General features: G+C 41.3%; 10 protein-coding genes and 2 tRNA genes. 4 read left to right on the top strand and 8 right to left on the bottom strand.

Going from position 1 to position 14,116, the window contains the following annotated elements; all coding sequences use genetic code 11:
• Positions 1-3 precede the first annotated feature (3 nt).
• The 7 genes from ACERC6_RS03225 to ACERC6_RS03195 form a co-directional block, all read right to left on the bottom strand.
• Entirely contained in the window at positions 4-717 is a 714-nt protein-coding gene (locus ACERC6_RS03225; RefSeq protein ID WP_373628528.1) for a hypothetical protein, read from the bottom strand.
• Between the two features lie 148 nt (positions 718-865).
• Positions 866-1,300: a hypothetical protein gene (locus ACERC6_RS03220; protein WP_373628527.1), complete on the bottom strand. Its 435-nt coding sequence runs from the start codon at positions 1,298-1,300 to the stop codon at positions 866-868.
• Positions 1,301-1,475: 175 nt separating this feature from the next.
• Positions 1,476-1,916, bottom strand: coding sequence for a hypothetical protein (locus tag ACERC6_RS03215; protein WP_373630502.1), 441 nt, complete (start codon positions 1,914-1,916; stop codon positions 1,476-1,478).
• Positions 1,913-2,446 (bottom strand): hypothetical protein, encoded by a 534-nt coding sequence (locus tag ACERC6_RS03210; RefSeq protein ID WP_373628953.1) that lies wholly within the window; start codon positions 2,444-2,446, stop codon positions 1,913-1,915. The genes ACERC6_RS03215 and ACERC6_RS03210 overlap by 4 nt, the downstream gene beginning before the upstream one ends.
• Positions 2,447-2,801: 355 nt before the next feature.
• Positions 2,802-3,263 carry a hypothetical protein gene (locus ACERC6_RS03205; RefSeq protein WP_373628671.1) on the bottom strand — a complete coding sequence of 154 codons (462 nt, stop codon included), beginning with the start codon at positions 3,261-3,263 and terminating at the stop codon, positions 2,802-2,804.
• A complete protein-coding gene (locus ACERC6_RS03200) occupies positions 3,260-3,712 on the bottom strand; it encodes a hypothetical protein (RefSeq protein ID WP_373628672.1) in 453 nt (150 codons plus the stop codon). Before ACERC6_RS03200 ends, ACERC6_RS03205 begins: the two co-directional genes overlap by 4 nt.
• 24 nt (positions 3,713-3,736) lie before the next feature.
• A complete protein-coding gene (locus tag ACERC6_RS03195) occupies positions 3,737-8,149 on the bottom strand; it encodes a DUF637 domain-containing protein (protein WP_373630501.1) in 4,413 nt (1,470 codons plus the stop codon).
• Positions 8,150-8,277: 128 nt separating this feature from the next.
• Between ACERC6_RS03195 and ACERC6_RS03190 the strand changes: the two genes are divergently transcribed.
• The 4 genes from ACERC6_RS03190 (at position 8,278) to rimO (ending at position 12,560) form a co-directional block, all read left to right on the top strand.
• Positions 8,278-10,308 (top strand): ShlB/FhaC/HecB family hemolysin secretion/activation protein, encoded by a 2,031-nt coding sequence (locus tag ACERC6_RS03190; protein ID WP_373628675.1) that lies wholly within the window; start codon positions 8,278-8,280, stop codon positions 10,306-10,308.
• Positions 10,309-10,698: 390 nt separating this feature from the next.
• A tRNA-Val gene (locus tag ACERC6_RS03185) sits at positions 10,699-10,774 on the top strand.
• Positions 10,775-10,810: 36 nt separating this feature from the next.
• Positions 10,811-10,887, top strand: a tRNA-Asp gene (locus tag ACERC6_RS03180).
• Positions 10,888-11,075: 188 nt separating this feature from the next.
• Positions 11,076-12,560 (top strand): 30S ribosomal protein S12 methylthiotransferase RimO, encoded by a 1,485-nt coding sequence (rimO, locus tag ACERC6_RS03175; protein WP_373628676.1) that lies wholly within the window; start codon positions 11,076-11,078, stop codon positions 12,558-12,560.
• A 214-nt stretch (positions 12,561-12,774) separates the two neighbouring features.
• On the opposite strand, the gene ACERC6_RS03170 is transcribed toward rimO, so the two are convergent.
• Positions 12,775-14,112, bottom strand: coding sequence for a glyceraldehyde-3-phosphate dehydrogenase (locus ACERC6_RS03170; RefSeq protein ID WP_373628677.1), 1,338 nt, complete (start codon positions 14,110-14,112; stop codon positions 12,775-12,777).
• Positions 14,113-14,116 lie beyond the last annotated feature (4 nt).

The following is a 14,116-nucleotide window of genomic DNA, read 5'->3' as shown; positions in this document are numbered from 1 at the left end:
TAATCACCTTATAAATTTGATTTCGGTTGCTTTGTTTGGATTGGCCACGCCTTTCGGAATATCAATTGTCCAAGCAGGGCCTGTAATATTGCTTGAACTTGCAAAATTTCTTAAATTGTATTTTTTGCCATCAGTTGCCGTTACAGAATACACAACCCCTTTGCCTACTATTTCTGTAGGATTTGGCAAAGGCTTACCCGTCAACTCTGTAAAATATTGCTTAACCTCAGCATCACTAGCACCATTAAATACTCTTGTCAGCCCTTGACTGTTTGGTTCTGGCAACAGTGTGCGATTACCAATTCTAATGCCTGCTCTAGAATTTGCTGCTGTAAACAACTCCCTAACTTCTTGATCTCTTGCAATATATACGACTGATGATGTGGTATTTTTGGGATTGGTAACACCTTTTGCAACACTCTTTGCCTCGTGTATCGCTTTTTCTGCCTCCGCTTTTGTTTGAAAGCCATCAATTGTTTTAACTGCCTTACCACTGACTTTATCAAGAATCTTAATAGCAAACTTACCAAAACCTGCTGAAACAACGCTGATGACAACTTCTTCTTTTGAAGTTGGCACAACCCATTCGGCAATACTTAAAACATCTTTATAGAACTTTTGGCAATCATTAGAGGGGTCTTGACAAAAAGCCATTCTCTCAGCAATGATTCTGTCACTAGATGCTTTGGGATCTTTGGCATCATTCTCAATAACCAAAAGCCCATTCCACCTCACCGCCTCCTCTGCCATGCTTGCGGCGGTGATGGCAGCTAGGAGTTTGGCTTGGTGGATGAGGGTGTTTTTTTACTTTTCTTTTATATAGGTTTATGGTAGTTTTTTAGCTTTAATTGGTATAATTCAAAGTTCAAAATACGATCATATAGAAGCTTAAGTCGCTATATAAAGTTCCGCAACATTCATACTCAGAAATGACGAATTGTACATTACTCATCTTGCCTTTTGTAACTTGTGGATAAGCACTACTACGCACAATAAATAACCCCGTGTCGCTTTCTTCAAAATAAGCAAGGTATTCAGGATAAAGTTCGATGTAAGGAGCGTTTTTCATCTGCAACCTACTATAAATTCTTTTGTCATAAACCTTAATAACCATATCCCTGCCCTTTTGTGTTTCAACAAAAGTTAAGCAGCCTTTCTCATTGCAGTAATAATAACTTTCATACGACAGTAAGACGATGGTGATGTATGCAACGAAAGCAAAGCTTAATAATACAGAGAGTTTTATGGCAAAATATATTTTTTTCATGACTTCATGCCATTCATATTTAACAAAACCCATTTAATTAAAATCCTGCAATTATTTACCTTCACACTTCAAGGGGGTTGGATGACTTATATTGCATTCTATTTTTTTGATACCCAGTTGATAGCCATAACTGATTGCTGGCTTTGGCAGCTGAATAGCCTGTTTAATGGCAAAGTGAGTTAACACATCCTGCAAGATTGGCTATTTATCACAGACACTCAGAATGCCTTGATTGCCATGATAAATCTAAATATACATAAGGAATGTTTTCTGATGTGGTGTTAGTGCCAAATGATAAAGCAATATCTTCTTTACAATACAGTGTTTCGGTTGAGTTCTGTTTGGTTAGAACCCATTGGTTGTTTTTTATATTTTGATGAATTATTTGCATGGTGTGTTCAGTGGGTCTATAATAGTAATACATAAGCACCACGGCCCCACCCTGTCGGTCGATCTGCCACTGTCGATCAGGCTGTGGTAGTTCGTGCGTGATTTGATTCATCAATTGTGGAAATTGAATTTCAAGCAAGTGCTGGCGATTGCGATAATGATGAGGTTTTGATTGGTAAAAATGCTTAATTTCGGTTATCGCATAAAACATAAAAGCACCAGCGATGACGATGTGCAGATATCCTTTGATAGTCATCATACACCCCTCTTTAAGATCAATTTTTTAATCTCAGATTGTGAAAGCCTCAAACCAGTGTATTTTAACGACCCACCAGACATGCCAACCTGAGGGGTGCCCATACCATAGGTGATGATAGTATTTTTTCTAGTTTTTGATATACCAGCACAGGCAGCATAACATGCTTGCATATTAAAAGATGATCCCTTAATAATTTCATCCAATTTAGCAGCCGAATAAGTTCCGCCAATTACATTGCCAAAATTAATTGAGGTGGCCACTCCAGTAAGTATAGATGATGACGCTGAAATTTCAAACATATCAGTAGCATACACATTGCCATTTTTAGCGTTAACAACTACAGTGTATCCGTAGATTGATCCAGATACATTTGCGATTATCATATCTCCAAAGGTAGCAATCGCTGAACCTTCGCTAAATATTTCTTTTTTTACACCTCTAAACATCCGTCTTGTTTTCTCGTCAATACTTAAACCAAGAACACCGCCACCCTGAATTAACCCATTCCACCTCACCGCCTCCTCTGCCATGCTTGCTGCTGTGTTGACATCTTCTTCGGCATAGGCGGCGGTGATGGATAAGGGTTTAGATTATGGCTTTTGCTGTAATGCACGAGGGTTTTTACCACCCCACCAGTATTTGCGGCATTCGTTATCAACAGCCCAAGACACCCTAACAAAAAACTTTTCTTTTTGCTGAACATGGTTTTTTCTCATTCCAAATTCAACCCGTATCTCATCTTTGCAATTCTTGGTAGCAGATACAAGAGTGGACTTAGTCCATTTAGACTAACTTTAGCCAAATACAAATATTATCTTTGTGATGCCTAGTATTATTCAGCAATTCAATCTTTGATGAATGATAAATTTCCACTGTTGTCATTTATTAAAGACAGCCCAACTCTCTAGCCGCTTTGTTTGCCTGTTCTATTTTAAACAAATCCTTGATGTTAATATGTAAATTTCCAATCTTTAAATTTTTTAAGGCTATGTAAGAGTGATAGTCCTCTATATTATTAAACGCCAGTAAATTTCCAGTATTATCCAAAACAGCATACATGATATCATTTGGAAAGTACTCAAACATACTCCCCTGTGATTCATCGCATATTTTGCCTTCAGTATAAATTATCAAGTGGATGTTGTTATACTCTGTGCGGTTTATAATTGCTCCAACTACTTTTTCATTCTTCAACGATAGGTACTCAAAAAATGTATTATCCATCTCGATGACATAATAATCGCCATTAAGCTGAATCTCTCTTAAAAAAAAGATTTGCTTATAAGAATAAATAATTATGGCACCAATTAACAGAAAAAATATAAAAAACACTATAATTTTTCTCATTGAAAATCCTTAAGATTTGTTATTTTATTTTTATCAAAATTACCATTGAATTTAATTTGATACGCCGTACATCCACTCGTCGCTGCACAATTTGGGGAACCTATGGTCGTTTCAATGTTTCTAGGGATTGCTAAAATGCCCGAATTATGCATTTCGAAATCATAGGTATCATTAAATACACCATAGGTTCCGTCGGTTCTTCTTACCAATGACAGACTTCCTGTGACCGCCCATACATTATAAGTGGTTGGTCTGACAACAATTTTCTGTCGACCATCAGGTAGAGTTTCCCACGAATTTCCAGTTATTTTTAATTCATCTAAATCATTAACATCAACTTGAACTTCCAAATCTTTGTTGGTATTTAGTTGATATAAGAGATCAGCTTGCCTTTTGCTTCTTAGAAATCTCCATCCAGCATTTCTATTACTACTAATATCTTTAGACATCTGGTTTGCTTTTTTCTGATTCGCTTAGGGTGTCTTACCTTGTTGTACAGAATTAAAAGCATTCCACCTCACCGCCTCCTCTGCCATGCTTGCTGCTGTGTTGACATCTTCCCCAGCATAAGCGGCGGTGATGGCGGCTAACAGTTTGGCTTGGTGGATGAGGGTGTTTTTTTGGGTTTGGGTTAGGTTGTTTGGGTCATCGACTTGGTAGTCTGCCCATGTTTCTGCTATGGTAGCACCAATCATACCTGCATTGCAATCATTACCAGAGGCTTTAGCGGATAGGCAGCCTGTGAGGGCAGCGGCAAGTTTGTGGGAGAGGTTTTCACTTAAGGTGTCGCCGTCTAAGTCTTTGACAGGACCTTTGAATACTTCTTGGGTGGCAACTGTGGTCAGCTGTGCTTTTAGGTTGTTTTTTAGACTCTCTTCAAGGCTTGTGCCATAGATGGCAGATTCTAATAGGCTTTTGCTGGTGCCATCAGCGATGGCTTTGATGGTTCTTTGATTAAGGGTGGTTTGTGTGATGTCTGTATTTTTTATCTTTAGAGCTTTGTCAATCTTATGACTCATGCCAGCACTGGCTAAGGCGAAGGCGAGCTGCTTGACGCTGTCTTTAGAACCAAGCTCTTTTAAGGTGGCTTTGATGTTGCCTTGGTTATTAATTAGACTGATGGTGGCTTTGGTGGTTAGGGTATTAAAGGCGGCACTGGCCATGGCACCGATGGTTTGGCTTTGAAAGGCGGTTGTTGCAGCAGTGGCGATGCTGCCACTAAAATCCCCTGTTGCTGCACTAAGGGCGATGGTAACAATCGCCGCCCCTGCTGGTGTGAGTCCTTGTTGCTTATAGTCCCAGTCTTCTTGGGTGAGAATGATGTGTTGCCAATCGATGTCTTCTCGGTGGACTAAGTCTGTCAGATAGCTGTATTGAGGCTGTGTGGCAAGCTGTAGAATTTGTGCTTTTAGGGTGTGTTGTTGAGCATCTTGTTCTGTGGTGGGGATTTGTACATGGATACCGCCTTTAGCATCAAGCACAGGCTTGGTAATGCCAGTGAAGCTTGGTAAGATTGCACTTTCTTTGATTTGACCTTGATCAGAGAGGCTTTGCCATAATACCCAGTTGCTGTCTTTTTGGTGGCGTTCTTGCAACTCACTGGTAGCAGACAACAGTGACAGGCGACCGTTTGCGGTAATACTTGCCCCTGATAAGTAATTAAACTGCGTTCCTTCAAGAGTGGTGTCGCCTTGTGAATGACTGCCGATGTAATTGGCAGTTAATGTGGCAGGCAATGCGGTCTTTAGGTATTTTTTGCCTTGCTTGTGTGTGTCATTATAACGAATACCTAAAAACCTTTTTTTGGTATGACTGTTGTACTCATTACTGTGCGTGCTATTCACAGCGTATAAAGCGATGTTGCCTGATGACCATAATGAGATGTCTCCACCTGTGGTGTGCATCTTAGTGCCATACAAGGCAAGGTTGTTTTTACGGTTTGATCCATGCGTCTTTAGACGAATGTGGTAGGCGGTGAGTGTGGTAGGGGCGACATCTTTCCATTCATTGCTTGAGATGGTGGTGGTGTATTTACGCTTATACCATTTGCCATGTCGGTGAGTGTTTTTGTCATAGCCATATTCATAGTCCAAACCAGCATCTAATAACACAGCATGGTTGGCATTGATGTTGATGTCTTGTGCTGCTTGTAGCTGACCGCCTTGAATGACAAGGTGGGTGTTAGGACTTTGGTGGGTAGCATATAAGTGTATGTTTTTACCAGCAGTGAGCTTGGTTGGTGTACTAAAGGCAAGAATGCGATGATGATCGCTATTCTCACGCCCTCTCTCATAGTAATTTTGCAATCCATCTAAGACAATACTGCCGTTTAGGGTTTGGGTGGTGTCTGACTTAGTTTTGGTATAAGCATTTGGCATCATGCCTTGAGCAGACAGATGGATATCACCTGCTTTGGCATCAAGACTAGCACCGCTTAATAAAATATCCGAAGAGGCCGCCAAAGTGATGTCGCCTGTCTTGCTATTGAGTGAAGCGGTGCTGTGCTCATAACCAAAGACGGCTTGAGTTAAGAAACTCACACGAGATGCCAGGCGTTCTTGCTGGTTGGTGAGGCTTTGTTCTTGTTCAATCACCTCTTTGTGGTTTTGGCGTAGCTGCTGGAACGCTTTTTTTGGATCAAAATCTAGTAACTCTGGGTCAAGGACGGGGGTAGATCGTCTAGAGCGTCTGTTGGGGTTTGGTATACGCATGACGACACGCTCTGGTGGGTCATAGACCATCATCGGAGCGACGAGATGAGGGTTTGATGATGATACGAATCGGGGTGGAGATGGCATTAGGAGTGTCACGGTCTGTTCTGGTTCATCAAGCAAAGCAGGTGGTATTTTTGCTTGTTCATACCGTACATTCAAGTTCTCCAATCTGGCTTTTTCTTGATGATAAGCGATGTATTTAGGCTGCTTTTTTAAGGCATCAAGCTTAGCCTTGGTATCATCAAGCTGTTTTTTAGCATAATCTAAGGCATAAGCTGCTTGTTGATTACTTAGGGTGTTTTTAACGCCATCAATAACAATATGACCTTGGGTGGCATATAAACCAATGTCTTGATTGGCATGAAGATTGCTGCCTTGCAGGTGGATGTTTTGACCTTGAAGCTCAATACCTCCCAAAGTAGCATCCAAACGAAGTGTTTGCTGCGACCCACTACCCAGATTGCCACCTTGCCCCTGCAGATGAAGATCTCCTGCAACAGCTCTTAAAGATAAATCCCCTACAGCTTGAATACTGTGATGTTGTGGTGAGATATTGAGTGTCCGATTGGTTTGGATGGATAAATCTCCATTAAGCTGCTTAATGCTGTCATTGTCCGCTAGCAAAGTATTGCCTATGGCACGAGTGGTTAATTGACCATCATCTTGAACAACCAAGTCATCGCTATGCAATAATACCGCACCGCCAGTATGGCTGACATCACCACTGATGGCATGACGACCATCAGTGATATTACTGAACACTCCTTTGGCATTTAATAAACTGTTGTTGGTTGTTTGATTGCCTTTGGCATAAATCGCCATATGTTGTTTGGTGTTGATACTAGTGTTGCTGATGGATAGGTCATGATTGGTTTGGATTTGGCTGTTTTGACCACTCGTCATTGTGGTATTGTCTAAGCGTTGATCATGCTGGGCAAAACTACTGATGTTGCCTGTGGCGTTTAAGATGGTGTCTTGATGCGTTAAGATGCCTGCAAGATTGGCGGTGGTGATGTTTGTGGCGGTCAATGTGGTGTTTTTAAATACAGCTGATGATTGTTGATGGGTTGTCCCATCGCCAGTAACCACCGCTTGAATGTTTCTGCTAGCCGTTAGGGTACTACCATCAGTCGCAAGCTTTTGTTTGGCGGTAAGTAAAAGACTGCCGTTGGTGTCAATGAATCCTCGGTCAATGCTGATTTGTTTGGCATCCAGCTCTACTCCCTGATTAGCACGACTGTGACCTGTGTGAGTGATTTTACCATCAGCGGTAATGATGATGTGATTGTTGGCATTTAGACGACCGGCTTGATTGACACCAAAACCTTGATCTGTGCCAATCAGAGTGATGCTGCCTGCAGACATACCACCTAAGGCTTTGACATCGATGGCAATGGTGGCGGAGGTGTTTTGTGGGTTGTTGTTTGTCTCACGGTGTGTGGGGGTTGTCTGACCGGTGTTTGAAATGTGGTTGGCTCCTGTCACCACAGTAATGGCGTGTTCTGCTTGAATGTGTGCATTGATGCTGGCAGTTTTACTGTATAGATTGACCAGATCGGCATTTTTATTGGCACCACCTAAGCCAACATCGGTATGGCTGACACCCTTAGGAGTTTGTATTTGGATTACCCCTTCGGTGATGGCATGAGTGATTTGTCCTTGCTCGCTTTGTAGGCGTCCTGTCGAGAGAGTAGCTTTATGAACATTGATAAAGCCAGCACCGGCAACATTGATGCCCGAGGGATTGGCAATGACAAGATTGGCTTTTTGTCCTGCCACCTCAATCACCCCACTTAATTGACTGGGTTTATTGCTACGCACTTCATTGATGATAGTATGAGCCTCGCCTTGTCGCAAAAAAGGATTGGCATTCACCACACCTGCTAGCTGAGTATGGGTCGTGTGTCTTGAGTTATTCAAAATAGCCCCTGATGTGCTGACATCAAACTGTGTGTATTTATTATGAGAAATACCATGATTAGGGGTTTGGATTTGGATAACCGGTATGTTTTGTTGATTGGTGTTTTTAGCAACTGCAATGATGGGTTTTTGTGTGGTGGGGGCTTTGGGGTCTGTGGTGATGTTGGCAAAGGCGGTGTTGCTTACTGATAGAGCGATTAAGATGCTTGTGTATAGCGATGAGTGGGTAAAGAATTTGGCAGAAGATGGCATACAAAATCCATTTGTAGATTGTAAGTGTTTTTTGTAAAGTATAGACAAACTACTGTAAGATTGCAAATTGATTTTATGTTATTATAACTATTTAGTATCATCTTGAACAAACTGAGCATTAACAACCCATGCGATTAACCAGCCTTGCACTTACCATTTTTACAGCAATCCATGCAACACAATTCAATATCATCTGGGCACAGACTCCTGTTATCAAATCAGGCATCTTCACACTCACTGATGATCGGCGTCAGGCAGCATTAGCACATTTGGCACAACAGAACCTACAAATCCCCACCAGCATTAATGCAAATGACGGTCAGGATAAACGAACCGATATTACCCATCCAGATTGGCAAAACCCCAATGGTGATGATTCATGTTTTATGGTTGATGAGATTGATTTTGTAATTGATGGCTCTGGGTTGGCATACAATGATTTATCCACCCTATTGTCACCCTTACTGGATTGGAAAAAACCAACCTACGCTATTGGTCGTTGCATCAACAATCACAACCTATCCATTATTGTTGACATTGCACATAACGAATTACTCAAGCGTGGTTATTTGACCAGTAATATTAGTGTTGGCGAGCAAGATTTGCTCACAAAGAAACTCATCCTAACAGTCAATCTGGGCAAAGTGCGAGATGTTGTGTTAACTCATTCAATAAAAACACCCTTTTATATTCACAGTGCTATTTCTACCAAACCCAACCAAGCTTTTCGTTTAGCAGATTTAGAGCATGGGTTAGACACTCTAAAACGCATTGATCCGACCGCGACAGTGCAAATTATACCAAGCAGTTCGGGTTTAGGTAATAGCGACATTGACAACCCAAGCTTAGTTTCAAAGAATACTCTTGGGTTTAGTGATCTTGTCATTAATATGAATCGCAGTCAAAGTGCAGTGTTCGGCATTAATATTGATAATAGCTTATCCAAAGATTATGGCAAATATATGATTGCTGCCAATGTTCGTGCTAATAATTTATTCCACATGAACGATGAATGGAATTTTTCTGCCAATTATCCACTGATACGCCTTATAGACCTCACCCAAAATAATCTTGGTGTACAGGTCAACAAAGATAGGCAGATTAATTACCATGTATCGTCATCCACCACTTACGGTCCTTTCAAATTCTCCATCACACACAGTTATCATCAATATAAACAATTTATTGAAGGATTGAATGCACCCTTGACTTATCACGGTACCAGTCAAACCAACACTCTTGGATTGTTTCGTTTACTTTATCGTAGTGGCACTCAAAAAACCGAAGGCTATATTAAAGCCAATCATAAACAAAGCAATAATTATATTGATGATGTCAATATTGAAGTTCAGAATCGTCGCACCACAGGCTACAATCTCGGCATTACCCATCAGCATTATTTCCGTCACGGTGGGTATCTTTACGCAAATCTAGATTATCAGCAAGGCACTGGAGCACTAAAAGCAAAGCCTGCTCCCGAAGAGCGTATCTATAACGCTTTTGGTCAGCAGCTGCCCAGCGAAGGATATTCTAGAGCACCCATCTGGTCACTATACACCAGCTTTCACAAGCCGTTTACAATTAACTCAAATAGCAACAGACAACTCCTAAATACAAACCAAAACTCAGACCAACAAACTACTTACACACCCATCTCACTATCCTATATTACCAAAATACAAGCACAATATGCCAAGCAACCACCTACACCATCCAACTTGTTCTATTTAGGTGGTAGAAACAGCATTAAAGGCATTAAAGAGGGGAATTATTTATCAGGAGAACATGGTTTTAGCTTATCTCAAGAACTTACTTGGCAACTGCCATCACAAAAAACCACGCACCACTTGAGTAAGCAATTACACAGTGCAGAGCTATACGCAAGCATTGATCAAGGATATGTTTATGGACAAAATACCATCAAGAACCAACGCTATATTCTAGCCGGTGCTATCGGCATGAGATACCACTTTCAAAGCAAACCAACACAAGTCGATCAAGAAAAACAGGATACTCTAAGCAATCCCTTGTCAAACCTTAGCTTAAACAACCAGCCCCTCACAGCACATCTAGACATCTTTGTTGGCAAAGGCCTTAAAGTACCCACTTTTATGAAGAAAGAAACAATTATTGGAGTAAGTGCAGGTTTTGATTTTTAATCATTGCCAACAAAGATTATAACTTAAAATGCACCACCTTATCACAGACCTAAAGAATAAAAGACTAAATGCGGCACCATGAATAATGATACAAACGACAATCAAAGATTGAACAGCAATAATTGTAATAATACAACAAATCAACATTTAAGCAGTTGCCCGTATTGTTTTGTGGTTAGTTGTGGCTTCATGGCAAAAATCTCAAGTGTGATAGATTAGTCAATACATTTAAAAACACCCATAGCTTAATAATTTTTATTAGAAAAATCAGTATCTTACAAAATATTTTAAATTTTTATAAAAAATCATTTGACACTTTCCAAAAAATCTATATAATACGCATCACAACGAACGACATACAAAACAAAAATTGTTTGGTCAGTTCAGTTTGGGCGGTTAGCTCAGTTGGTAGAGCGTCTGCCTTACAAGCAGAGGGTCAGCGGTTCGAATCCGTTACCGCCCACCATTTAATCTTTTATGGTAAAAAAGATAATAGACCTTAGCAGCGGTAGTTCAGTTGGTTAGAATACCGGCCTGTCACGCCGGGGGTCGCGGGTTCGAGTCCCGTCCGCTGCGCCATTTTTAATAAAACTCCAAATCATTAGATTTGGAGTTTTTTATTGATGGTGTTTCATTAAAATTTGATGGATTTTTAGCTCATAAGACAAGATGACACCACCAATATTATGCTATAATGACGCCTTATAACGCATCAGATGCGTCCGCCATCTTTATAGACAGCCATTTTAGAGAACCTAAGACACACAATGACCGTTCAGACTTTTAATCCCAATCAGCCAAACCCTACTGAGACTGGCTACCACCATAAAGCCAATCATAATCAAAACCGCAATATTGCCGAAAGCCAACAATTTACTCATGGCGATATCAATACATCAGCCCCCAAGATTGGCTTTATCTCATTGGGTTGCCCCAAAGCTTTGGTTGATAGCGAACGCATTATTACCGAGCTTAGTCGTGAAGGATATCAAGTTGCCAAAGATTATGATGGTGCTGATTTAGTGGTAGTGAATACTTGCGGATTCATTGAAGGTGCTGTTCAAGAAAGCCTTGATGCCATCGGTGAGGCAATCACCCAAAACGGCAAAGTTATTGTTACAGGCTGTCTAGGCAAAGACGCCGAAAAAATTCGCACCATGCACCCTGCTGTACTAGCAGTAACAGGTGCTCATGCCTATCAAGAGGTCGTTCAGGCTGTTACTCATCATGTGCCAAAACCCATTAAGAACAAATCCTACGACCCAAAAATTGACCTAATCAACGAAGCTGGCATCAAGTTGACACCCGCTCATTATGCCTATTTAAAAATCAGTGAAGGCTGTAATCATCGCTGTACCTTTTGTATCATTCCGTCATTGCGTGGAGATTTGGTATCTCGCACGATAGACGATGTTCTAAAGGAGGCACACGCCCTAAAAAAAGCAGGCGTAAAAGAGCTACTCATTATCAGCCAAGACACCTCTGCTTATGGCGTGGATTTAAAATACAAAATGAGCTTTTGGCAAGGCGAGCCCATTCGGAGTAAATTCTTTGATATGTGCCAAGCCTTAGCCAAACTCGGCATTTGGGTGCGGCTACATTATGTTTATCCTTATCCGCATGTTGATGATGTGGTACAAATTATGGCAGATAGCATGACAGCAAGTGATGACATGGGTGGACTACTCCCCTACCTAGATATTCCTTTCCAACACGCTTCGCCATCTGTTCTAAAAGCAATGAAACGCCCTGCTCACAGTGAGAATGTACTAGAACGCATCGCTAAATGGCGAGAAATCTGCCCAGATATTACCATTCGTTCGAGTTTTGTGGTAGGCTTTCCTAGTGAGACCGAAGAAGATTTTGAATATCTACTAGATTGGCTCAAACAAGCTCGCCTTGACCGAGTTGGTTGCTTTACTTACTCCGAAGTTGAAGGTGCTGTTGCTAACACTTTACCCAATCCCATACCAGAACACATAAAACAAGACCGCTACGAGCGATTGATGACAGTTGCTCAGACCATCAGTGCTGAAAAGCTACAAGAAAAGGTTGGTAAAAGCATGGTTGTACTGGTCGATGACATTGATACCAAAGAGAATATCGCCATTTGTCGTAGTCATGCTGACGCACCAGAGATTGATGGCCATGTCTATGTGGATAACATTGACCATAGCGTAAAAATCGGTCAATGGCTTCGTGTTGTCATTGATGAAGCCAGTGAGTACGATCTGTTTGCAAGTTATCACTAACTTATGATGACTGGCTTATTGTTGAAGTGTGCGGCGTATTGATATACCTAAATAAGCCCATAAGGGTTTAATCACAAAAATTCATCAAAAATCATGGCTTAAACACTACCTATAGATTGTTAAGGTTCTTTGATAGATACTTTACATCTGCTTTAAATAATAAAAAAACACCCAAAATTTTTTGAGTGTTTTTTTATTGTCTTGGTTGGCAAGGTTAGCCGTTGTTTGCCATAACCTCTGCCACACGAATGACCTGAGTACTATAACCCATCTCATTATCATACCACACATAAAGGGTGGCACGGTTATCGGTGGCGATGGTTGCTTTAGCATCAAAGATTGCAACTTTTTTAGAACCAACAAAATCAGTAGAAACCGCTTCGCTACTGTCTGAATAATCAATTTGTTCTTGCCACTGTTGGCTTTGCGACTTGTCTTTGATGAAAGCATTAAGCTCATCAGCAGAACCCACCGCTTTTTCAAAGTTGAGATTTAAAATCGCCAAAGATACATTAGGCGTTGGTACACGAATAGCATTGCCAGTCAGTTTACCCTTAAGCTCTGGAATGGCTTTGGATACTGCAGAAGCCGCACCTGTTGAGGTCATCACCATATTAAGTGGTGCAGCACGACCACGGCGGTCAGCTTTATGATGGTTATCCACTAGATTTTGGTCGTTAGTAAACGCATGGACAGTTTCCATATGACCATTGACGATACCATAATAATCATGCAATACTTTTAAGGTTGGTGTGATGGCGTTGGTAGTGCAACTTGCTGCTGATACGATAGAATCAGAACCGATGGTATCGTGGTTTACACCATAGACCACATTCTTAATCTCGCCTTTAGCAGGAGCGGTTAATAGTACTTTTTTTACGCCCTTACTTGCTAGGTGTTTACCTAGACCTGCTTCATCTTTCCATTTGCCTGTGTTGTCAATAACGATGGCATTATTGATACCATGTGCAGTGTAATCCACTTCGCTTGGGTCAGATGCGTAGATAACTTTAATAAAGCGACCACCCACAATGATGCCGCCGTTAGCAGTATCAATCTCAACAGACCCATCAAACCAACCATGCACACTATCACGCTCAAGAAGCGAGCCACGCTTAGCAAGGTCGCCTTCGCCAGCAGGACGCACTACGATGGCTTTTAATTGCAATCCTTTATCAGAAGCAGGACGGCTCATTAACAAGCGGGCCAGAATGCGACCAATGCGACCAAAGCCATATAGCACCACATCTGTTGCTGGCACTTCTTGACCACTTACAAAGTCGTCCGCTGTTTTATCTGCCTTGATGGCTTGTCCTAGATCAATAGTAGTATTTGAGACATCTAGGCTTTGAGCCAACGCCAAAGTGTCAGCCACCTTTAAACCTGCGTTAGTATGCTTGGTCAGAATATCTGCCACCGACAGCGACAGACACTCACCAAAAAACAATACGCTGACATTTTTATTGGTCAATTTAGCAAGTGCAACAATCAGCTCAACCGCTGATGATTCGTCCGCTTGACGCTTAGCAAGATGATCTTGATAGATGCTCATGATG

The sequence above is a fragment of the Moraxella sp. E33BD genome (genome assembly GCF_041807865.1).
GTDB lineage: Bacteria > Pseudomonadota > Gammaproteobacteria > Pseudomonadales > Moraxellaceae > Moraxella > Moraxella haemolytica.
The sequence above is the reverse complement of the archived record's forward strand: the minus strand, read 5'-3'. Positions and strand labels throughout refer to the sequence as shown.